Origin of the sequence: Bacteroides sp. AF39-11AC, from assembly GCF_003474285.1 — a bacterium.
Classification (GTDB): domain Bacteria; phylum Bacteroidota; class Bacteroidia; order Bacteroidales; family Bacteroidaceae; genus Bacteroides.
Genome location: NZ_QROH01000006.1, coordinates 79,146 through 102,914, shown reverse-complemented (window position 1 = coordinate 102,914; position 23,769 = coordinate 79,146). Strand labels below are relative to the sequence as shown.

The 23,769-nt window shown below is 43.1% G+C and carries 20 protein-coding genes; 14 read left to right on the top strand and 6 right to left on the bottom strand.

What is annotated here, in order from left to right; all coding sequences use genetic code 11:
• Positions 1-4 precede the first annotated feature (4 nt).
• Positions 5-685 carry a queuosine precursor transporter gene (locus DW036_RS14175; protein WP_118464969.1) on the bottom strand — a complete coding sequence of 227 codons (681 nt, stop codon included), beginning with the start codon at positions 683-685 and terminating at the stop codon, positions 5-7.
• Between the two features lie 832 nt (positions 686-1,517).
• Here DW036_RS14175 and DW036_RS14170 point away from each other — a divergent pair.
• The 8 genes from DW036_RS14170 to DW036_RS14135 all read left to right on the top strand — a co-directional run bounded on the left by DW036_RS14170 (position 1,518) and on the right by DW036_RS14135 (position 14,666).
• Positions 1,518-4,736 carry a TonB-dependent receptor gene (locus DW036_RS14170; RefSeq protein ID WP_118464968.1) on the top strand — a complete coding sequence of 1,073 codons (3,219 nt, stop codon included), beginning with the start codon at positions 1,518-1,520 and terminating at the stop codon, positions 4,734-4,736.
• 12 nt (positions 4,737-4,748) lie between these two features.
• Complete coding sequence (locus tag DW036_RS14165) at positions 4,749-6,554, top strand: RagB/SusD family nutrient uptake outer membrane protein (RefSeq protein WP_118464967.1); 1,806 nt, start codon at positions 4,749-4,751, stop codon at positions 6,552-6,554.
• A gap of 22 nt (positions 6,555-6,576) precedes the next feature.
• Positions 6,577-7,482, top strand: coding sequence for a hypothetical protein (locus tag DW036_RS14160; protein ID WP_118464966.1), 906 nt, complete (start codon positions 6,577-6,579; stop codon positions 7,480-7,482).
• Between the two features lie 6 nt (positions 7,483-7,488).
• Positions 7,489-9,360, top strand: a complete 1,872-nt coding sequence (locus DW036_RS14155) for a glycosyl hydrolase family 18 protein (RefSeq protein ID WP_118464965.1) — start codon at positions 7,489-7,491, stop codon at positions 9,358-9,360.
• A 132-nt stretch (positions 9,361-9,492) separates the two neighbouring features.
• On the top strand, positions 9,493-10,122 hold the full coding sequence (locus DW036_RS14150) for a DUF4369 domain-containing protein (protein WP_118464964.1): 630 nt from the start codon (positions 9,493-9,495) through the stop codon (positions 10,120-10,122).
• Positions 10,119-11,849 (top strand): DUF6057 family protein, encoded by a 1,731-nt coding sequence (locus DW036_RS14145; RefSeq protein WP_118464963.1) that lies wholly within the window; start codon positions 10,119-10,121, stop codon positions 11,847-11,849. The genes DW036_RS14150 and DW036_RS14145 overlap by 4 nt, the downstream gene beginning before the upstream one ends.
• The gene (locus DW036_RS14140) at positions 11,846-13,309 is read left to right on the top strand and encodes a PD40 domain-containing protein (protein WP_118464962.1); all 1,464 of its coding nucleotides are present in this window, start codon (positions 11,846-11,848) and stop codon (positions 13,307-13,309) included. Before DW036_RS14145 ends, DW036_RS14140 begins: the two co-directional genes overlap by 4 nt.
• Before the next feature lie 76 nt (positions 13,310-13,385).
• Positions 13,386-14,666: a DcaP family trimeric outer membrane transporter gene (locus tag DW036_RS14135; protein ID WP_118464961.1), complete on the top strand. Its 1,281-nt coding sequence runs from the start codon at positions 13,386-13,388 to the stop codon at positions 14,664-14,666.
• 79 nt (positions 14,667-14,745) lie between these two features.
• Here the strand turns inward: DW036_RS14135 and DW036_RS14130 are convergent, their stop codons facing one another.
• Positions 14,746-16,077, bottom strand: coding sequence for an OmpP1/FadL family transporter (locus DW036_RS14130; protein WP_118464960.1), 1,332 nt, complete (start codon positions 16,075-16,077; stop codon positions 14,746-14,748).
• 580 nt (positions 16,078-16,657) lie between these two features.
• On the opposite strand from DW036_RS14130, the gene DW036_RS14125 reads away from it, so the two are divergent.
• The 5 genes from DW036_RS14125 (at position 16,658) to DW036_RS14105 (ending at position 20,836) form a co-directional block, all read left to right on the top strand.
• A complete protein-coding gene (locus tag DW036_RS14125; RefSeq protein ID WP_118464959.1) occupies positions 16,658-17,665 on the top strand; it encodes a 2-hydroxyacid dehydrogenase in 1,008 nt (335 codons plus the stop codon).
• Between the two features lie 103 nt (positions 17,666-17,768).
• Entirely contained in the window at positions 17,769-18,473 is a 705-nt protein-coding gene (locus tag DW036_RS14120; protein ID WP_022391356.1) for a pirin family protein, read from the top strand.
• Positions 18,474-18,554: 81 nt separating this feature from the next.
• Positions 18,555-19,286 carry an MBL fold metallo-hydrolase gene (locus tag DW036_RS14115; RefSeq protein ID WP_118464958.1) on the top strand — a complete coding sequence of 244 codons (732 nt, stop codon included), beginning with the start codon at positions 18,555-18,557 and terminating at the stop codon, positions 19,284-19,286.
• A 12-nt stretch (positions 19,287-19,298) separates the two neighbouring features.
• The gene (locus tag DW036_RS14110) at positions 19,299-20,429 is read left to right on the top strand and encodes a DUF4468 domain-containing protein (protein ID WP_118464957.1); all 1,131 of its coding nucleotides are present in this window, start codon (positions 19,299-19,301) and stop codon (positions 20,427-20,429) included.
• Between the two features lie 26 nt (positions 20,430-20,455).
• Positions 20,456-20,836, top strand: coding sequence for a VOC family protein (locus DW036_RS14105; RefSeq protein ID WP_118464956.1), 381 nt, complete (start codon positions 20,456-20,458; stop codon positions 20,834-20,836).
• A gap of 90 nt (positions 20,837-20,926) precedes the next feature.
• Here the strand turns inward: DW036_RS14105 and DW036_RS14100 are convergent, their stop codons facing one another.
• From DW036_RS14100 to DW036_RS14085, 4 genes are all read right to left on the bottom strand, one after another.
• Positions 20,927-21,109: a hypothetical protein gene (locus tag DW036_RS14100; RefSeq protein WP_044155084.1), complete on the bottom strand. Its 183-nt coding sequence runs from the start codon at positions 21,107-21,109 to the stop codon at positions 20,927-20,929.
• Between the two features lie 93 nt (positions 21,110-21,202).
• Positions 21,203-21,886 (bottom strand): sensor histidine kinase KdpD, encoded by a 684-nt coding sequence (locus DW036_RS14095; protein ID WP_118464955.1) that lies wholly within the window; start codon positions 21,884-21,886, stop codon positions 21,203-21,205.
• A complete protein-coding gene (locus tag DW036_RS14090) occupies positions 21,777-22,361 on the bottom strand; it encodes a hypothetical protein (RefSeq protein ID WP_118464954.1) in 585 nt (194 codons plus the stop codon). The genes DW036_RS14095 and DW036_RS14090 overlap by 110 nt, the downstream gene beginning before the upstream one ends.
• 3 nt (positions 22,362-22,364) lie before the next feature.
• Positions 22,365-22,865: a hypothetical protein gene (locus tag DW036_RS14085; protein ID WP_118464953.1), complete on the bottom strand. Its 501-nt coding sequence runs from the start codon at positions 22,863-22,865 to the stop codon at positions 22,365-22,367.
• A gap of 156 nt (positions 22,866-23,021) precedes the next feature.
• On the opposite strand from DW036_RS14085, the gene DW036_RS14080 reads away from it, so the two are divergent.
• Positions 23,022-23,753, top strand: a complete 732-nt coding sequence (locus DW036_RS14080; RefSeq protein WP_118464952.1) for a bifunctional 2-polyprenyl-6-hydroxyphenol methylase/3-demethylubiquinol 3-O-methyltransferase UbiG — start codon at positions 23,022-23,024, stop codon at positions 23,751-23,753.
• Positions 23,754-23,769 lie beyond the last annotated feature (16 nt).

Below are 23,769 nucleotides of genomic sequence, written 5' to 3'. Positions count from 1 at the left end.
TATTTTAAATATCTTTGATTTTCAATATATTATAGGAAATATCCTCATCATACACATCGCTACCGTCTATCCGTTTAATAGCTGCTACTACACGGATAGTGACCGGAAGAATCAATACTTCATACAAGGATTTCAATACGATCTGAATACACATCATTACAAGCAATTCACGCCAAGCAATAATACCACCAAAAGCTACTGGAAAGAATATAAGAGAATCCGCCGTCTCCCCTACTATTGTCGACCAAATAGCACGGGCAGAAAAGTTTCGTCCACCACTTGTCACTTTCATACGGCTCATGACATAAGCGTTGAGAAATGAACCTACCAAAAACGCGGTCAGACTTGCTACAACAATACGCGGTGCCATCCCAAAAACAAAATTGAAATGGGCTTCTCCTTCCCAAAACGGTGCAGCCGGTAGTGCAACGGCTATCAAGCCAAGCATTACCACAAAGAAGTTCATGGCAAAACCACTCCAGATAATAAGACGTGCTTTACGGAAGCCCCACACCTCAGCAATGCAATCGTTTATAATATAAGAAATAGGGAAAACCAATAATCCGGCTGTAACGGTTATACCAAAAACCTGAATAACCTTGGTTTCAAGAAGATTAGCTGCAATTAGGCAAACATTAAATAAAATACCCAGCAGCATAAAAGGCACAGATACTTTTTGCTTCATAAATCCTGTTTTTTACGTGGTGTTCTAGAATACACGACCGCTATTCACGGTATCTTACATTTTAATCCGAGTGCAAAGATACGATAAGTTTCTAAAACAGACAAACATTCCTTGTTTCCAGAATAAATACGTTCGCTTTAATATTCGAACCGTGCCAAGTCCGTGTTTGCTCCGTATCTATACAGACGGACCAGACACGGAGTTGGTACGGGCTTGATATAGACCGGGTACTATTCAGATGAAACAGTAACACCTCTAATAATTAAGCTAAAAGAATCACTAATCCGCCAACTCCTCCAATGAGTAAACATTATACTTTTTAACTAAAAGTAGAGAAAAGCATAGCCCATTCATCCCATCATTCATTTCAATTTGAAGGGCAAAAATAGTTAACGAACTTTAAAAGCAAAGCTAAAACAAAGAAATATACGAACATAAAACAGCACAACTATTAATATAACAACATGATTATTAAATATATAATATCAAAATAACACATTTTTCAAATATGCAAGCGAGTTGTATCTAAATCAATATTTTATTCACGCAAGTTTCTTAAGCAAATAAAACGACATATAACAGTTATTAATATAGCTCACCATTTATTTTAAATAATGAAAATACGGATTATATTTGGAGTAGCAAGATCAGATAAGACATAAAATAACTTCTGATTCAGAATGCTGCAACACCTTAATTTATAATATCAACCTAAGAAAAACAAATGCTTATGAAAAAGGAAACAATGCACCCAGACATTCTATTGTCCATCTCATTTTCTATCTAGTTTATTTTATATTCCCATTTAGCTTTAAACAAAAATCATCAAATCATGAATGAAAATCGCGAACGAGGAACACTACATTACAAATTCCTCACCACTATTGCCATTGTAGCTTTACTAATAGGAAGCAATACCGCCCTGGCAATCGGTACTAATTCAGAAGGTTTATCTGAAATTGCAGAACAGCTACAATCGCAAGTCATCAATGGCACGGTAACAGATCAGACAGGCGAACCTGTTATCGGAGCAAGTGTTCTGGAAAAAGGAACAAACAATGGTATTATTACCAATATAGATGGTAAATTCTCTCTTACCGTGAAAAGAGGTGCTACTTTGGTAATCTCTTTCGTCGGATATAAGACACTGGAAGTAAAAGCAACACCCAAGATGGAAATCACGCTGACAGAAGATTCCGAATTACTGGAAGAGGTAGTAGTAGTTGGCTATGGAGTTCAGAAAAAGAAATTGGTTACCGGAGCTACCGTACAAGTAAAAGGTACTGATATCGCAAAGCTAAATACAACGGATGTTCTGGGGGGGCTGCAAAGCCAGGCACCTGGTATAAATATCACATCAAACGGCGGTTTCCTCGGACAGGGATTTAAAGTCAATATCCGCGGTCTCGGAACCAATGGTAATTTTTCTCCTTTATATGTAGTAGATGGAGTGGTCAACGGCAGCATAGATGGTCTAAGCCCTGCCGACGTTGAATCTATCGATGTACTAAAAGATGCCGCATCTGCTGCTATCTATGGTTCACGTGCCGCCAATGGCGTTATTCTCATCACTACCAAGCAAGGCAAAACAGGTAACTTTGAGGTTACTTACGATGGTTATTATGGTATTCAGAATCTTCCTAAAATCGCCACCCTGTTGAATGCTAAGGAATATATGATGATAGAAGATGAAATGCACATGATGGATGGTACTTCACTTCTGAACTGGGAAAAATGGTTACCGGCAGCTGATTATAAAGCTATTCAGGAAGGAACCTGGAATGGTACCAACTGGATAAAAGAGATCTTAAATAATGATGCTCCCATCCAAAGCCACTCATTGAACTTCACCGGAGGTACAGAACGTTCCAACTTCTCTATTGGTTTTACCTACTTCAATCAGGAAGCTACCATGGGAGCTCCCGGTCGCATTGCCAGTATGGACAGATACAATGCACGTATCAACTCTAATCATATTGTCAAAAAGATAGGGAACCTTGATGTACTCAAAATTGGGCAGACCCTTAATTACAAGTACCAGCAGACTGCAGGTTCTTTTGCTACCAGCGACATTTATTGGAATGGTACACGTGATATGTTAACCACTCCCCCATTGATGCATGCCTATAACAGTAAAGGAGAGTACTACTTATATGATGATGCACAAGAAGAAGGGTATGGGGAAAATACCACAAATCCAATAGCGTATATGGATTACTACACAAGTCATGCCTTAAGCAAAAGCCATTACTTACAATCCAGTTTTTATGCAGAGCTGCAACCAATCAAGAATTTACGAATCAAGTCACAATTCGGATACATCTTGTCTGCTTCAAGTTATCGTTCTTATATCCCCAGCTATCGCCAGTTAAGTCAAAGCCTGACGACACAAGAAGACAGGGTAACTCAGTCCATGTCACTCAACCACCGCTGGTCCTGGGAAAACACAGCCAGTTATAATTTCACCATAAAAGACCATCATTTTGACGCGGTAATCGGGCAGAGTCTTGAAAAATACGGAATGGGTGACTCCATGAGTGCCAATGCAGAAGGTTCTGAATTCTCAGACTTTAAACATGCATATCTGAGCAACATAAAGTACGATGATAAAAATAAAATTAAGACTTTAACAGGAGCTCCCGGAGCAGCAGGGCAAATGGCTTCCTTCTTTGGTCGTATAAACTACAACTATAAAGAAAAGTACATGGCAACCGCCATTATGCGTGCGGATGGTTCCTCTATTTTTGCCCGTGGTCATCGATGGGGATATTTCCCGTCTTTCTCGGCAGGTTGGGTCATTACAAACGAAAGTTTCATGCCGAATCTCAATTGGCTGGATTTCTTAAAACTGCGTGCATCCTGGGGACAGAATGGTAATAACGCCGTGAACACCTTCGAATATATATCACGTATCACTGCCAACAACGGCAATGGAGGTTATTCATTTGGCAACTCCATGGATCAGGTTTCTATTGGTTCCTACGCATATAAGCTGACTAATCCGGATCTTTCATGGGAAACCCAGGAACAGCTCAACATAGGCCTCGATGCACGATTCTTCAATGGACGTCTGGCGCTCGAATTCGACTGGTATAGAAGGTTAACCAAAGACTGGCTTATTACCCCACCCGTACTCTATTCATTCGGTTCAAGTCCGGCTGCCATCAATGGCGGAGTTATTCGGAATACTGGATTTGAAATCGGCCTTCACTGGAACGACAACATAGGTAAAGACTGGAATTATGGTATCAATCTGGCTCCTGCATTCAATAAAAACAGAATTACCGAACTTCCCAATGAAGATGGTATCCTCCATGGACCGTCGGGCAATTTATGGAATGCATCCGACGAATGTGCACGCGGAGAAATTGGAAAACCTTTAGGATATTTCTATGGCTACAAGAGTCTCGGCATTTTTCAGAACCAAAAACAAATAGACGAATACAAAGGTGCTAAAGAAAATGGTGCTCAAACACAACCAGGAGATGTGATCTGGGCAGATGTCGATAAGAATGGAGTCATTGACTCGAATGACCGTACAGAAATTGGTAATCCCCATCCGGACATGACACTTGGATTCTCTTTCAATGTCAGCTGGAAAATGATTGACCTATCGGTTACTACTTATGGAGCCTTCGGCCAGCAAATACTTAAATGCTACCGGGATTATGCCAGTTCTCCATTGCAGAACTTTACCACAGACATCCTGGAACGTTGGCACGGAGAAGGAACTTCCAACAAGTTACCACGCCTGGCAAGCACTGGTGGAAGCAATTGGTCTAAAGTTTCCGATATTTATGTAGAGAATGGAGATTATCTCAAAATCAAGAATATTACAATCGGAGTTGATATCAAGAAGATTTTCAAGAAAATCCCTCTGCAGCAGCTCAGACTTTATGCTACAGTCCAGAACTTATACACCTTTACCGGATATTCAGGTATGGACCCCGAAATCGGTTATGGTAGTGATTTTGGTTGGGTACAGGGCATAGATTTAGGATACTATCCGGAAGCTCGCACATGTATGCTCGGTTTAAATGTCAAATTCTAATAATATGAAAATATGAAAAAACTAATATATATACTATCTGCACTTTTCATACTCACGTCATGTGAAAGTTTCCTTGACACTGAGTTACTTACAGATAAAACAACAGAGAACTTTCCGGAAACGGAGAAAGATGCCAACCAAATGTTGACGTCTATCTATGCTAAGTTATTGTTTGAAGATCCTGAAACATCTTCAGAATACTATACAGCCCAATTGGCCAGTGATGATTGCTTAGGCGGTAACCTCTCTTATTCCGGCAATTGCGCCACGAACTTCTTGCTTTATCAAGGAAACTTGAACAGCAGACTTGGCATCTGGGACCGTTGTTATCAACTCATCAATCGTGCCAACAATACGATTAACACGCTCGATAACGTAAAAAGCTGGTCAAGTGAATCCGAACGTTTACGTCACTTTGGCGAAGCTTATTTCCTCCGGGCATGGACCTACTATGAATTAGTAAAGATATTCGGCGGCGTTCCCCTTCGTACCACGATTGAAGCTGTAAACCTCCCGCGGGCATCCGTTGACGAAGTATATGCCTTGATTGCTTCTGATATAAAGAATGCAATTGAGATGATGCCTAACCAGATATATCCGGCCGGGAATGCCATGGCAGGCCATGCTACCAAGTATGCAGCCGAAGCACTTGCAGCGCGAGTATTTCTATTCTATACCGGACGTTATGACAAGAAGACTTTACCTCTGACTCCCGAAGGCGAAATCACAAAAGAACAAGTTATCAGTTGGCTGGAAGACTGTATAGATCATTCCGGACACAACCTCATTTCTGACCAACGTAACCTATGGGGCTACACGAACTCTGCCACTAACAGTACCAGCTCCAAGAAGCAATATGCATATGCAGTGAAGCATAAACTCGCCTGGGATGGAAATTCTTCAATTGAAACACTCTTTGCCAACAAGCACAACCTGACCTCCACATGGACCTACACATGGTTTGCCAATACATGTGCAATGTTCTACTCCCCTTCCGGTGACGATGCCGACTGGAAAGAAGAAAGTTATCCGTTCAATTTTGGTTGGGGCGCAGGCCCGGTATCTCCCAGTATGGTTCAGGACTGGAAAGAGTGGTCTAAACAACAAACATTCTTGGATGGATACACTGAAGACCCGCGTATTTCCGGTTCTATTTGGTCATACAAGGCTATGGACCCCAACAATGAAGGAAATGTTTTGGCAGACTTCCGTTTAGATGATTCGGAACCCGCATATACCGTTTCTTACCGCTATTACGAGCAGACCGGATACTTCAACAAGAAATACATCAACATTAATGCATATAATAGCAACGGAGTACTCGAAGCTTTTGGAAAAACATTACATCCGGGCATATCCAGCCAGACCTCCCCGCAGTTACTGAATATCACCGATCTTATTCATATCCGCTTTGCCGATGTACTGCTGATGCATTCCGAATTGAAAGGAGATGCAACCGGTTTGAACAGAGTACGCCAACGTTCCCACTTAGCCCCTATCTCATACACGCTGGATGCACTTAAACAGGAACGCCGTTGGGAGTTTGCTTTCGAATCCATCCGTTGGTGGGATCTGCTCCGCTGGTCCGGCCCAAGTCTGGAAGAGGCAGGAAATGCACTAAATCGCCAGACAGGCTTTGAGGTTATCAATGCCGCCGCTCTCACGCCTATGGTCAAGTATGATTATAAGAAGCGTCTACAGCAAACCCAGGGTTACTGGCCTATACCTCAGATAGAAATAGACCGTTCCAATGGTGTGCTCGAGCAAAATCCGGGTTGGGGAACTGATGCACAATTCAGTGATTGGACAAAAATGTAATGCCATTTAAAATCTTAATGATATGAAAACATTAAAAGCTATACTATTATTATTCGCGGCAATGGCTATAGTCACAGCCTGCGACCCTATGGAAGACGAATCCTTACGCGATAAATACATTACTAATGCCGGAGACCCTATCAGCAAGGAAGAACTGAACAACATATTATCCGTCACCCAGCCTATTCCCAACCAGGATGACGCTGTAGAAGGAGATCAATATGTAGTACTCAAAAACAACCGTCCTGAATTGGGAGGTATCTGGCACTATGGAGTCGGCACAAAGATTTCCGGCAGCGATAATGATACGATCATATATGGTGCCAACGGAACTTATGAGATATATTATGAAGCTATTTCTAATGGTAAAATTGTAACCAGTGATATCTTTACCGTAACGGTCACCAATGTGTTTGACGAATGGATGGGCCTCTTTACCGGAGCCAAAGACAAGGCAGACGCCAATGCAACCAAGGCATGGGGATTCCGTGAAGTAAAATGGGGATCGGTCTGCAACATGGGGGCACATGGCGGATGGAAGTATACCAGTTCAGGATATACTCCGGAGTCTAATTTTGCATGGTGGGGATCAGTTAATCTTGCACAGGCAGGAGATCAGAGAATAGTATTCGAAATACAGGACACCAAGCTGAAGACTTATGATAAAAGTGGCAAATTACTGAATGAGGGAACGTTCCTCTTCGACCGCGAACAACCGGAAGATTTGGTTCAAGGCAGACTTACCACTAATATCCCCGTTATTGGAAGCAGTTATGATGACCTCGGCCAAAGTAAAGGGAAAAACAATGTATTCTGGATACTTACATTGACTGATGAGTATATCACTCTGTATCACCCGCAGAAATACACAGGTGGAGGTGACTGGGACGACTATGGTTGGTATGTATATTATGAATCCAAAGAATAATGCCTTATGAAAAAGATTATATTTATTGTAATAGCTATTATATTAGGACTAAGTTCCTGTCACGATGACGACTACATAACCGGTATACCCAGTTTTGGACCTCCGGAAGTGAACAACATGGCAGATAGAGTGAATGGACGCGTCGCATTAGGCTATGTGACCTACTATGGCAAAATGCTTCCCGACCCCACTTACATGACGCATATCAATTATGCTTTCGCCGAACTTTATGTTAAGAACAATGTCTATCAGAAGTTTGACTTGCAAGGTAACAAGGAACGTTTCAATCAAGTGAAGAAGTTAAAAGAAAGAAATAGCAATTTAAAGATATTACTCTCTTTTACAAATAGTGTCTCTAATACCGGTAATTCCCAGGACGGAGGTTTCTCCGCCCTGGCAAAGAGCGCTGAGATGCGCAAACAATTCGCTCAGGATTGCAAGAAGTTCGTTCAGCAGGAAGGCATAGACGGTATTGATATCGACTGGGAATTTCCCGGCATGACTTTCGGCAGTAACGCCTACGACCCGTTGGTTGACGTAGAGAATTTCACTCTGTTAATGAAAGATCTGCGCGAAACACTATCAAGTTCCACTTTACTGACCTACGCCGGGTATTGCAAGAACAAGCAACCGCAAGGAGCAGGATGGAAGTATATCGATGTGAAAGCTGTAGACCCCTATGTGGACTTCGTCAACATTATGACATACGACTTAGTGGGTGCCCCCGGTCATCAATCACCATTGAACAAACCAAGTGCCACCTGGGATTGCCAGCGTTCTGTCAACGAATATCTGAGTGCCGGTGTACCTGCCAATAAATTAGTTCTGGGTATTCCATTCTATGGAAGAGCACATTTCAACTCCGGTGGTTCTATCAATTACAGAGACATTGTCGACTTAAGCGCGGGAGAAGGCTATGTCATTGATAATTGGGATGAAGAGGGCAGCGTTCCGTACGTTACCAAGAACGGAGTATTCTATTGTGGTTATGACAATCCACGAAGCATTGCCGCAAAAGGTACATGGCTTTTAGGATTAGGCATGAAAGGTATGATGTTCTGGGACTACGATGGTGATGATAACCAGGGAACACTGCGCAATGCACTCTGGAATGCCGTAATGCAGGAAGACAAAGACGCCCAATTACATGACTTCATAAACAATTCGGATGGTTACAAAGCACTCGTCACCAGCTGCGACAAGATAATCAGCACCGGTCAATACATGGCGGGAACACTGATAGAGGAAACGACAACCTATCCTAATTATGAAGGATACCCGGTTAAGCTTTACGAATATTCAACCGGCAAGGACGTGCAAACCGGCGTTCAGAAAAAAGGCAAGGTATACATGCTCAATCCTACAGCCGAAAAGCTTGCAACCTGGATTGCAACTGCCGTATGGAAAGCGAAAGGTGACACTGATACGGATGCGATGGCAGCGGTATTGAAGCATATACAATTGCAGTCGGGAGCTCAGTTCCCGATATGCGGCATTGTATATGAAGACATGGACAACTCAGGATATTATCCTTATCTCTTCAAGGACGGAGTCACCGTGTATGCAGCAGACCGTTCCAAGTGGGCTACCGAAGATCCTGCCCATCCGGGAAATTACAGTTGCACGGACGATCAACTCAACTACGATGTTAAGGTAACCAACAATGACCTGAACACATATACCGGAACCTATGCCCGCATTTGCGGTACCCTGCGTGAAGATTATAAAGCATACGGCGGCACCGTTGATGTAGGAACAAGTGATTCTAAAGAGACCCGCAGCATTAAGTGGCTCGATGTGGTACGCGACCTTTATAAGGAAGCTTGGAACTCCAATGAAAACAAACTGATTACAGCATGGGCCAAAGCAAACTTGTAATACTCTAACTTAACACGGATACAGGAGGTTGTTCCACCCACCGGATGATTTTGCGATCTTCATTCATGAGTGAAAAAACATATAAATGGAGCAACCTCCTTTTTCTAAAGATAACAGAAAAGACAAACCGATATGAATAAACATTTCTTTTATCTTATCTTACTATTTTGCATCAGCAGTTGTCAGCCGATAACGAAGAAAATGATGAATATCGAAGGAGTGGTATCTTCGGAATACAACGGACAAATCATATATTTGGTTCCACGCCCCCATCCCACTCCGGAAACAGTAGATTCTGCCTATATTGTAAACGGAACTTTCTCCTTTTCCATTCCGGCAGATTCCGCTATTTACGATATTGTTATCAGCAGGCGGGCAAATGCACCTATACAACGTCTGCTCATTGTGGCAGAAAAAGGAACGCTGCATACCAACATGGGTATGAATAGTTCCGGAACCGGTACCCCACTCAATAACCAACTGCAACACTGGAAAGAACAGATGGAATCTGCCGGTGAAAAAGCAGCCTTACTATCGCAGAAAATCAATAAAAACAAAAAAGACAGTACCATTACAACAATCCTGAAAGGACAAAGGGATAGCATCTACGAAGATTTTGGTGACTCTACGTTCTGTTTCATTAAACAGAATCTGAATCCGTTAGGAGGATACTTATTCATGACGCTTGAGCACATGTTCAATGAGCAGCAAGCCAATGATTTAAAAAGACGTGGAATAGAAAAATGGAAACCCGAACCATGAGAAAACAAATAGACAGTATCTTTGTCTCCCTATTCTTTATAGCCTGCTGGATATTCTTCTTTTACTTCTATCCATATCATCTGCACTATAAAGAACAGATAACACTATGCGTACTCCAACCGGACTTTCTACAAACATACTTACAGAAACCGGCATTCCTGACCGAAATCTGTGGCGATTATCTTACTCAGTTTTTCCTGTGGACAGGTGGAGGAAGCAGTATATTAACCCTCACTTTTGTGTTCACCTGGCTGGGACTCCGGATAGCATTACGTAAGACCGGTATCACCAGCCATACATCCCTCTGGGCATTACTGCCCATAGTTGCCGAATGGGCATTATCCTGCCATTTGGAATATCTTCTTTCCATGTCACTTGGACTGATGTGCAGCGTCTGGGCATTCTTACTGTCAACATTGAGCACATCAACACGGACGAGGGGAATACTCCACGTAGTTATGCTTACCATCCTCTATTGCGCCGGAGGAGCACACTTCTTTGCATATGTCATTTTAGCCATAGTTTATGAGTGCAAGCACTTCAACAATTACAAGTTGTCCTTCTTCCTTCTACTCATCTCCCTCCTCATACCTATCGGAGGTAGTTATTTCTATTTTTTAACTCCCCGCCAATCATACTTCTATCCATTGATAAGCGGATACATGCTGCGTCAGCCTTTTGTCTTCCTCCTGACAGAAGGTTTTCTGCTACTCTCCCTCCTGCCGGTTTTTATTTTCCGGCAGTGTAAGCAATGGATTGCACTATTTACAGTCCTTACCCTGGGTACAATTACCATAACCAAAGCATACAACGCCTCCGAAGAAAAGACACTCGCCTTTTCATCCGAAGCCTACTTCGGACACTGGGATAAAGTAATCCGGCTCAACAAGACTAACTCCTACCCGACCTATCTCAGTGCCTACTACACCAATCTTGCCTATGCCCGCCAAAACAAGCTCTGCGATGAACTAATGCAACATTATCAGCCAGCTTTCCATGGGCTTTTACTACAAACCAACGAATCAACAGGCTATATATACGCCATGGCAAGTCCCGATGCCCTTATGGAATGCGGTGACATGGCACAAGCCCAGCACTCTGCCATGCTTGCTATGACATTTACCCCGCATCAGCGTTCTTCGCGCATGGTACGGAAACTGGCGGAAATTGCCATTATCAACGAAGATTATTCAGTTGCCCAAAAGTATCTACGCATGTTGTCCCATACTTCCTTGCACCGGAGCTGGGCAAAGGAGCGATTGGAACTTATTAAATCCGGTCAATGTGATTCCATCCCTTACTGGACCCATAAACGCCGGATGCTTCCGCAACAAGATACGTTGTTCTCCGCCAATCAATGGCGTACTGCACTGGCTAATTTAATCGAAAGCAATCCTCAAAACAAGATGGCTGCCGACTACCTTTTATGCTTCCACCTGTTGAATAAAGATCTGCAGCTTTTCAAGAAGGATTATGACCGTTACTATTATCCGGCATTCGGTTCGCTTCCATCCCGTCTCTATCAGGAAGCATTGATAGCATGTATGAATGAGAAAGAAAACCCGCAGGAACAACTGAAGCATTATCGCATCTCTGCTAAAGTTTACAAAGACTGTCTGCAATACCTCTCCATATACGAAGATGCCAAAGGAGACGGGCGGGCTTTGGAAAAGTTATTCGGAAAAACATATTGGTTCTATTACTATTATGCACAACTGAAACCATGAAAAGATCTATCATCCTGTTCATTGCAACCCTGACGCTTTTCTCCTGTGGAAAACGTTCACTTCAGGATTACACCGACTGTCCTGAACAGCCGCTCCTGTTTCCTGACTATACAGACATCACCATACCTTGCAACATCGCTCCGCTGAACTTCCAGCTGGAAGGTGCGGCAAACCTCTCCGTTATTATCCGGGGAAAGAAAGAGCATCAATTCGACAGCCAGTCCTACAGGCTCCAGTTCCCCATGAAGAAATGGAAAAAGATGCTTGCGGATGAAAAAGGGGATACACTGTCAGTGTCTGTCTATGCCTATATCTCGCAGCAAAAAATACATTACAAAGATTTCTACTGGTACATCTCGCCCGACAGCATAGACCGATACCTCAGCTACCGCCTGATAGAACCGGCTTATGAGATATGGAACATGCTGCAAATTTGCGAACGTAACCTTGAGAATTTCGACACCCGTCTTCTGGCCGATAACAATATCACAGATCGTAGCTGTATCAATTGCCATACATCCAACCGTGCAGCCAATCCCACTACATTTATGCATGTGCGTGGCAGTAAGGGAGGTACAATTTATAGTCGTGACGGGCAATTACGGAAAATCAATACCAAAACAAATCATACAGCTGGTGCTGTCTATGGAGAGATTTCCCAAGACGGGCGTTTCGGCATATTCACCACAGCCGAAATTATCCCCATTCTGCACAGCTATCGTACCGAACGCCTGGAAGTTTTCGATAAATGCAGTGATCTTATCCTGATAGATTTTGAACAGGGAACGGTTACCGATAACCCCGGTATCAGCGGAACGGAATATCAGGAAACCTTCCCTTGTTTCTCTGCTGACAACCATACCATCTATTTCTGCCGGGTACCCTATATCCCTCAGCCGGACAGTACCCGTCATATGCGCTATGATCTCTACTCCATCTCCTTTAATCCTCAAACCGGACAATTGGGTGATAGTATTCACGAAGTCTTCAGAGCTTCACCCGAAGGGAAATCCATTAGTTTTCCCAAATGCTCACCGGACGGCAAATACCTGCTGTTCTCCGTATCCGATTATGGTACTTTCCCCATCTGGCATCCGGAAACTAACCTTTGGATGCTGGAGCTTTCTACCGGAAATATTGATAAAATGGAAGAAACAAACGGACGGTACTCTGATTCCTATCATTCCTGGAGTAGTAATTCCCAATGGATAGCTTTCGCCTCCAAACGAGACGACCGGGTATATGGGCGTCCTTACTTTGCCCATGTATCCCAAGATGGAAGCGTAAGTAAAGCGTTTCTTCTTCCACAAGAAAATCCGGAAGCTTATCTGAATACGTTCAAGTCTTATAATATACCAGAACTTTACAATACAGCCGAGATGTATGATGCCCATGAATTGCAAAAAGCCTATTTCGGTAAAGAAACGGAGAACCTCCACTACAAATCAATCAAAAAATAGCATATCTGTCATTCTCCTACTCAACCTTTTTTCATTTAGGTTGTTCAATGGGCATTCACCAAAACCTAACTTAATAATGAAGACAATCTTTAAAGTAATGTTTCTGCTGTGCGCCATCGGCCTCGTTCCGTCTATGGCCAAAGCACAAGAAAAAGTGATTATTGACGACGAAGCATCTAACGGCATCGTCATGGTTACCATCGACAAAGCAGGCGACGAGATCGTCCGTATCATGAACGAATCACAGTTCAGATACATTCACGACCCACAGGCACCCCGCTTCCTGTTGATGGATAAAAAAGGAAAATTCGCCCTCGGTATCGGAGGATATGTACGTGCCACTGCCGAATATGACTTTGGCGGCATCGTAGACAACATGGACTTCATCCCTGCCTACATCCCGAATGCCAGCAAAGTAAAGAACCAGTTCCAGATGGATGCAAGTACTTCCACCATCTTCCTGAAACTGGTAGGACATACTAAGCTGCTGGGTGATTTCGTTGTGTACACTGCTGGTAACTTCCGTGGTGGGGACAAGGTATTCCAGTTGCGAAATGCGTACATGTCGTTCCGCAATGTGACAGTAGGTTATACCTACGGTGGTTTTATGGATTTGGCCGCATTGCCGTCCACTATCGACTTCCAAGGCCCTAACGGTGCTACTTTCTATCGTGCCACTCAACTGGCTTACACTTACAAAGGCTTAAAGAACTGGCGATTCCATGCATCCATAGAGGTACCCAGTGTGGATGGCACTACAAACGATCAACTCAGCGTAGCCCAACAACGTATGCCGGACTTCACCGCTTACGCCCAATATGGTTGGGGAGCTAACAGCCATCTTCGTGTAGGTGGCCTCGTTCGCAGTATGACATACACCAGCACGCTCAGCGATCATGCATCCGACGTTACCGGATGGGGTATACAGGCATCTACCTCATTTAATCTCAGTAAGAAATGGGAAATCTTCGGACAGGCTACTTATGGAAAAGGTATCGGACAATATCTGAATGACATAAGCAATCTGAATGTGGACATCGTTCCCAATCCCGAAAAAGAAGGAAAGATGCAAGCATTGCCTATGCTGGGCTGGTTTGCCGGGGCACAGTATAACATCTGCCCGAAAGTGTTTGTATCCACTACTTACAGTATGTCCAGATTGTATTCGGAGAACGGTTATCCCAACGATCAACCCAGTAGTTACCGTTACGGACAATATCTCGTAACCAATGTATTCTGGAATGTTACTCCGAATATGCAGGTAGGTGCTGAATACCTTCGCGGCTGGCGTACAGATTTCAATAATTCAACGCACCATGCCAACCGGATGAATTTGTTGGTACAATATTCTTTCTAAATCAGATATATAAATCAAGGAAGCCGCCTCAAAACAATGTTTCGAGACGGCTTCTGCTATATATAAAGTAATTATGAAATCAGAATCTGTAGTTGATACTAGCACCAAACACCTTGTTTGTACGACTATAGATATTTGTACCGCTCAATCCGGTATTATTATAGTTCTGAGATTTTTTAGTATAATCATCGTAGGTAGTCCACATGTAGCCAACGTTCAGGGCAGCTCTTTCAGTTAAATTCAACTTGGCACCAAAACCCAGAGTATAAGAATCACAAGAGAAACTGGTGTCACTCTGGTAATTGTCAGACAATCCATAGTCTGTAATCTGACCTCCACAACTCAAAGTCAAATGTTTGGTCACATCCCACTCAATACCGGCCAGATATTCGTTTGTTCCCTTTGTCAGATACTTCTGCTTACCACCGGCCATTCCTGCACTTTTATCATCAAAAAAGTGGTATTCTACAGATGCGCGCAATACCGGAAGAAACTCATAAGAAGCAGCTATAGAAAGCATGGAAGGGATATCATTTGGAGTATTCACACCATGCTTGTAATCAGCCAATTCACTTTCAGCAGCACCAATCATACGAAGCGAGTTCGCTTTAGTGGAATTTTCAATATTCAGGTTAGTCATGAACTCATACTTTGCACCAATATTCAGCTTACCCCACTTGGCATCCAAGCCGATAACCGGAGTAAATCCCCATCCGGTCTGATCACAATCCAAGTCTATGCCGATAAGCTCCGTACCAACAGGTATCGTTCCTCCGGCAGGAGAAGGCAAATCTACGGCAGCACTGGCTTTCAATGCACCCTGGTAACCACCGGTAAAGTAGTTCATCCGACCACCCGCAAAAGCAGAAAGCCATTCCGTTATCTTATAAGTCAAACCCAACTGTACAGAGTAGATGTACTGCTTGCCATCCATGTAGCTTTTCAACGAATAGGCATTGCTTGGAATTTTTTTGGCTCCCAATCCGCCTATCACCATAGCATCGAACATGGGAAGACCGTCGTCAAACGAAGCCTTTCCTCCGCCACCGGTAATACCGAAAAAGCCGGAGAGCGTCCAGTCACCCATCTTATAAGCGGCAAACAAACTGGGAATGACAGGCGCAGATGCCTTACCCTCATAATACTTATTCAGCCCCAGACCTTCGCACGAAGCATCGATATTCCTTGTTTGGAAAGCACTTTGAATACTCAAAGACATGTGAAAACCGTCATTGGGCAAAAAGGCCAAACCTGCCGGATTAGACAAAGCAGCGTCTATTTCAGTGGTAGCACCACGGGATAGCATACGAAGAAAAGCGGCATGCTGATTTGTATTCGTAAGGAGACCTCCTGCAAAAGTTGAAGTTGAAACGATTAGCAACATAAGGCTAATCAACGAAAATTTTCTCATCTAAATCTTTTTTAATTGTTAGCGGGCGCAAAGTTACAATAATATTGCACACCAAAAAGTCTTTTGTGCAAAAATATCAGATTGAGCCCATAATTAATTGAAAACAGAAACTGTTTCTAATGAAACTGATATAAATAAATCAGCACAATTCATTTCCGCCTCTCCTCCCCCTTCCACACCTCCGTATCCTTTCATTCATAGACATTAGCGGGTGGAAGGGGTATTAAGAAGAGACTTATTCAGCAACGTTCATTATCCTATCATATATAGTGCACAGATAGCATCTGCATATAGGATATACTTGTTTTGCCATAGGAATTGTCTACTGTTTACTATCATCAACAAGTATGTTGACGTCTGTCAGTAATCTTATTGACTGATATTGACATATCTATTGACAGCCGTCAACACTCAATATTGCCTTATACAAAACAGGACAATGTACTACCTATCAACGAAAAGAGCCATATCCCCATCCTTCCACCCGCTAATGCCTATAAAACAGCACCTATGTTTCTGAACCTTATTATCTATACGCGTGTTATATTATATACAATAAATTCTAAAAACTTCAGAAGTTATGGCATATACAGTTGCTTTTTTCGGCACCAAGCCCTACGACGAGGCTTCGTTCAATGAGAAGAATAAAGAGTACGATTTTGAACTTCGTTATTATAAAGGTCATCTGAACAAACACAATGTGATACTGACACAGGATGTAGACGCTGTCTGCATATTTGTGAATGACACCGCAGATGCGGAAGTACTCCGCATGATGGCTGATAATGGTGTTAAACTACTGGCACTGCGTTGTGCCGGATATAATAATGTAGACCTGAAAGCTGCTGCAGAATGTGGCATAACAGTAGTACGCGTACCTGCCTACTCTCCGTATGCCGTAGCAGAATACACCGTTGCCCTTATGCTATCGCTGAACCGGAAAATTCCCCGTGCTACCTGGCGTACCCGTGACGGTAATTTCTCTCTCCACGGATTGCTCGGTTTTGACATGTATGGAAAGACAGCCGGCATTATCGGTACCGGAAAGATTGCCAAGAAACTGATTATGATTTTGCGAGGTTTCGGCATGAACATACTGGCATATGACCTATATCCTGACTATAACTTTGCCCGCGAACACCAGGTGGTATATACCACACTCGATGAACTCTATCATAGTTCGGATATCATTTCCCTGCACTGTCCGCTTACGGAACAAACCAAATACCTCATTAACGACTACTCCATCAGTAAGATGAAAGACGGCGTAATGATTATCAATACCGGACGCGGACAACTGATACATACCAATGCACTGATAGAAGGACTGAAGAACAAGAAAATCGGTTCCGCCGGACTGGATGTATACGAAGAAGAAAGCGAATATTTCTATGAAGATCAGTCCGACCGCATCATTGATGATGATGTACTGGCACGCCTGCTCTCTTTCAACAACGTGATTGTAACTTCGCACCAAGCCTTCTTCACCCGCGAAGCACTGGAGAACATTGCCACTACTACTCTGCAAAACATCAACGACATCAAAAATGGAAAGGTATCAGAGAATGAAGTGAAAATTCAGAATTAACAATAAAGACAGTCAATAAATAAATGCTAACATTCGACTATAAACATTTTCATAGTCAGTTTGTTACTTCGGTATATCAAATATTTAAAGAAAGGAATAAATTATGAAAAAAGTAATAGACAAAGCGGAAAGCCGTGGACGTGCTCTATATGATTGGCTCGACAGCCACCATACATTCAGTTTCGATACATATTACAATCCCCGCCGTATGAATTTCGGTGCATTGCGCGTATTGAACGACGACCGTGTGGAAGCTGGTAAAGGCTTCGGTACCCACCCGCATAAAAACATGGAAATTATCTCCATTCCCCTGAAAGGAAAGCTGAAACATGGCGATAGCAATAAGAACAGCCGCACCATCACCATAGGAGACATACAAACCATGAGTGCCGGTACCGGTATTTATCACAGTGAAATGAACGGCAGCGATACCGAACCGGTAGAATTCCTGCAAATCTGGGTAATGCCGGAGAAGCTGAATACACCGCCCGCCTATCAAGATTACGACATCCGCCCGTTCTTGCGGAAGAATGAACTGGCACTGATCGTTTCGCCGGATGGCGATGCCCCTGCCAAGATGTTGCAACAGACATGGTTCTCCATCGGAGAGATAGAGGCGGGAAAAAAGATCGGCTATCACATGCACCAATCCCACGCAGGTGTGTATATCTTCGTGATTGAAGGTGAGGTGAAGGTGGATGATACCGTACTTTCACGCCGTGACGGCATGGGCGTATACGATACCCACAGCTTTGAGCTGGAAACCCTGAAAGACTCGCACATTCTGCTGATGGAAGTGCCGATGTAAGTCTTTTAGATAAAAATAACAGCAAAAACCAAAGGTTTGTGTAGCGTTTTTCGTAATATTGCGCTATAAATTAACCCGTGCATGAAACTTGATTACATTTACCATAGCGGCTTCGCGATTGAAGCGGACGGAGTGACGGTCATTATCGATTACTACAAAGATTCCTCTGAAACGGAATATAATAAAGGGATCGTTCATGACTATCTGTTGGGAAGACCCGGAGAACTATATGTACTCTCTTCCCATTTTCACCCCGACCACTTTAATCGCGAAGTTCTTTTATGGAAAGCCGAGCGCCCGGATATTCACTATATCTTCTCCAAGGACATCCTGAAACATCGTCGTGCCACGCGCGAGGATGCCACCTATATTAATAAAGGAGATGTGTACGAAGATCCGAATATCCGTATCGAAGCATTCGGTTCCACGGACGTAGGTATCTCTTTTCTCATTGACCTGCAAGGTGTCCGGCTCTTCCATGCCGGAGACTTGAACAACTGGCATTGGAGCGAAGAATCCACTCCGCAAGAAATCCGGAAAGCGGAAGGTGACTTCCTTGCCGAAGTGAAATGCCTTCAGCAAACCGCCCCGTCGGTAGATGTAGCTATGTTTCCAGTGGACAACCGCATCGGAAAAGATTATATGAGAGGTGCGGAACAATTCGTGGAACGGATAAAAACTGCTATCTTTGTACCTATGCACTTCAGCGAGGAATACAAAGGCGGAAATGCTTTCCGGGAGTTTGCCGAAAGCAAAGGTTGCCGTTTCTTGTCCATAACCCACCGGGGTGAAAGTTTTGATATTAATCAATAAAACATACGCATTATGAAAAATTTGACACACCTCCTTTTTGTACTCTTATGCATTTGTCTGCCTGTTGCAGTACATGCTCAAAAAGACAAAGACGACGATGATGATGACAGCAAGTATCTAGCGGGCGCAGTACCCGAAGTAGATGGCAAAGTTGTATTTACCAAAGAATTCAGTATTCCCGGTATGTCTCAGCAAGAGATCTTCAACCGCATGCAGAAATGGATGGAAGCACGGCTGAAAAAGAATGAGAATAACAGCCGCGTAGTCTATACGAACCCGGAAGAAGGACAAATAGTAGGTACGGGAGAAGAATGGATTGTATTCAGTTCAAGTGCACTCTCACTGGACCGTACAAAAATACTCTACCAACTGTCCGTGGTTTGTGCACCCGAGAAGTGCACAATGGAAGTTGAAAAGATTCGTTTCAATTACCGTGAAGGAAAAGAGAAGTATACGGCAGAAGAATGGATCGTAGACAAATATGCACTGAATAAGGCTCAAACCAAATTGGTGCGCGGACTTGCCAAATGGCGCAGAAAAACAGTCAACTTTGTAGATGACCTCGCTCTTGGAGCAGCAGAAGCCCTTAGCGCAAGTACTGCCAAGAAAACTGCCGAAACAGAGCAACCGGAAACCAAGAAAGAGGCAAAGAGCGCTGTAAGCTCAGGTCCGATAGTGATTGCTCCTAAAGCTGAAGTAGAAGTAAAAACTCCGGCTGAAACAACCAAAGTAACCGTTGTACCTGCTACCCCGCTTACTCCGGCCACTCCTGTTGCTTCTGGTACAGTGCCTGGCTATAAAGAAGTAGCTCCGGATCAACTACCGACGAATGCCATCCAAATGGGTGCAGGCAAATTAGTACTTGTAATTGGTACAGATGCTTTCAATATGACCATGATGACAGCTAATGCAGGTGGTTCATTGGGCAAATCTTCAGGTAAGCCTGTTATCTTCAGTTTCCTTTCACCTGATCAACCTTACGAGCAGATGGAAGCTGCAGAAACTTATACCGTTCGTTTCTATCCGGCAAACCAAACAGAACCTTCAGTTGTTCTGGAATGTAAGAAGATGCCTTCACAGGCTCCTATGGAAGGTCAGCCACGCATGTATGTAGGCGAAATTCTAAAGGCATTCGTAAAATAATCACTAATAACTAATTACTTAATTACGTGGAAATAAAAGCTAAATTCGATCATTTTAATATCAACGTCACCGATCTGGAACGTAGTATTGCTTTCTATGAAAAAGCATTGGGATTGAAAGAACATCACCGTAAAGAAGCCTCGAACGGCTCTTTCACGCTGGTTTACCTGACAGACAACAGTACTGGTTTCTTACTGGAACTGACCTGCCTGAAAGATCATCCGCAAGCTTATGAACTTGGAGAGAACGAAAGCCATCTATGCTTCCGCGTTGCCGGTGATTATGAAGCTATTCACCAATATCACAAAGAAATGGGCTGGGTATGCTTTGAAAATACAGCTATGGGATTGTACTTCATCCATGACCCGGATGATTACTGGATAGAAGTACTTCCGGCAAAAGGATGAAAAAATGATAAGATGGTAAAATGAAAAATGGTAAGATGATAGGATTGTATTTCCTCATCTTACCATTTTTCATTTTACCATCTTATCATCTTATTTATGACGATTCGCTCTTTTCTTTCGTATGTCCGCCTTCATCTTGGCAGCACCGGAACCATGTTTTCCGGTAATATACGATTTCTTTTTGGCCTTAGTCTTTACCTTTCCATCTTCCTTGGGCTTGTCTTTTTTTCCTTTAAAGACGATACCTCCCATTATTGCATCTTCTATACTCATATATTCGTTTTCTATTATTATATTATAAGCCAGGGTACAAAGATAATAATTTTCCCACACTTTTCTGACATCTATGAGATACAATCCTATTTACTATGACAATGGGAAACAGACTGTGATACAGGCTTTCTCACTTTCAATCGTATAACTACCGTGGAAGATCTCAATGAACAGACGGTTGATATCATGCTGTATCTGGCGTAATCTATCCGGTGATGATGCAGACAACGGACTTCCGATAACCACCAATTTAATTTCTTGCTCACCACCCACCACGATCAGTTTATGAAACTTACTGCTGTCAATGCGGAGCATCAACGACTCCACATCGTGTTCAAAAGTTACGGTAGCGAGATTCCCCTCCTGCATACCCGCCATATAAACCGCATCCCGACAGAGTTGCACGACATCATACGACTGTACATCAAAGCGCATCATTCCCGATTCCAGACGTGATAAATCAAGCACATTGTTTACCAGTGTTATCAGCTTTTCTGCATTCACTGTAATACTGGATGAATACTCAGTTCTCTGCTCGGTAGAAAGCGTATCTCTTTCTACCGACAATAGTTTGGAGAGATGAACAACACTATCAAGAGGTATCTTTATATCATCGACTATATTCTTCAAAAATATATCCTTCATGTGATTGGCTTTCCGGGCAAGTTCACTTACTGCACGGGTCTCGGCTTCGTCTTTCCTCAGCAAAGAACGGAAATACAGAGTACGGACAGTAAATACCAATATTATAATAAGGAGTACATATTCCTTTTTCATATCCTAACTCTTCAGCATCCCCCTTCATCTGTTTAGCCTGCAAAATGGCATATTCAATATTGCCTCTGGAACATTGTAAATCAAGCGCTGCCTCCCAGGCGGAAAAGTAATATTCATAGGATTTCTGGCGATAACAGCATTCTTTCAGAACTGCCAACCGCCGTTCCATTTCCGGCAAATCTCCACGATATTGCGAATAACGGAACACCTCATGGGATAACATCAATTCAAGACGCCCGTTACCCAAAGCTCTTGCTGCTTTCAGAGCCGAATCAACAAGTTCAATGGACCAGTCTGCCCTGATGTTCTGTTGATACATATCTCTCAGGTACTCTACGCGTACCGTATCTGCCGGCATATTATGATATATCTTAAAGATACTGTCGCGCAAGGTTTGTTCCTCAGGAGTCAGTCCGGCTGAAACACGTAGTACAGAACCTAATAATATCAGTAGAATATAAAGTCTCCGCCTCATACATCACTCCTTTCTACCAGGGGATGGATAAAGACGAATGCTCGAAGATCCGGCAAGTGCATTCAATGGCAATCTGACCTCATGACTCATATTGGAAAAGAAAAGGCTTTTATTCTTCACTGACTCCTCGGCCATGATTCTGGCCTCCTCCAGTTTCTTTCGGGAAATGGTGAGTTGTTTATTCTGCCGTCTGAAGAAAAAGAAACAGATTAAAACGATAGAGCTTAGAAGCAAAGCTATCCCGATGAAGTAAGAGAGCAGACGGTTGGCCTGTTCTTTATTCTTCAACTCAAGCTCGTCTATCTGGTAAGTAGCACGTAAGTCTTCAATTTCTTTGCTATAAACATGTTGGTAGACAGAATCATACTGATTGCTCAACTTTTGATAAGTTTGACAGGCTTCCTCATAATTCCCCTCTTCTGTTGCATGCTGTGCCTTTTGCCTCAATGAAATGCTGTCAGAGGCTGTTACGCTAAAAGCAAATAGTCCCCAGAACAGTATCAAACCCTAAAGTTTTATTTTCATTTACTTGAAATTACATAGTTTCAATAAGAAGTATATATACGATCTCCGTCATATGTACGCTACAAAGATAGCTTTTTTCTACTAATAGACTGCATTTTTCGTATCTTTGCCGACAACTTTTAAAGATTGAATAGAATGAACACTATGCTGCTTACTGCTGATAAAGACCCAATGGGTGCTGCTATTGCCGACTACAACAAACGACACAAGGCCGAACGACTGCGTGTTTTTTCTTCACAATTCGATGAGGATGAAATTCCGGTAAAGGAATTGTTTCGTACGGAAAAGCAGATGCCTCTTTTGGAACGTACTGCCCTACAAATGGCTACGGGAAAGATCCTGGATGTAGGAGCCGGAAGCGGTTGTCACAGCCTTGCCTTGCAGGAAGCAGGCAAAGAGGTACATGCCATTGATATTTCGCCACTTTCAGTAGAAGTTATGCAACAACGCGGCGTACGGCATGCCACATTGCTCAATCTGTTCGATGAGCATTTCCATGAGACATACGACACGATATTAATGTTGATGAACGGCTCGGGAATCATCGGCAAACTGGAAAATCTGCCTGCCTTCTTCAAAAGGATGAAGCAATTGCTACAACCCGGTGGCTGTATCTTTATGGACTCCAGCGACCTGCGCTATCTGTTTGAGGAAGAAGACGGAAGTTTTGTGATCGACCTGGCAGGCGACTATTATGGAGAAGTAGATTTCCAGATGCAATATAGGGATATCCTGGGAGAGTCATTCGACTGGCTTTACATTGATTTCCAGACACTCAGTCTTTATGCGGCCGAAAATGGTTTCCAAGCGGAGTTGGTAAAAGAAGGAAAGCACTACGATTATTTAGCCAAGTTGACCTTAAAATAAGGTCAACCTGGACTTT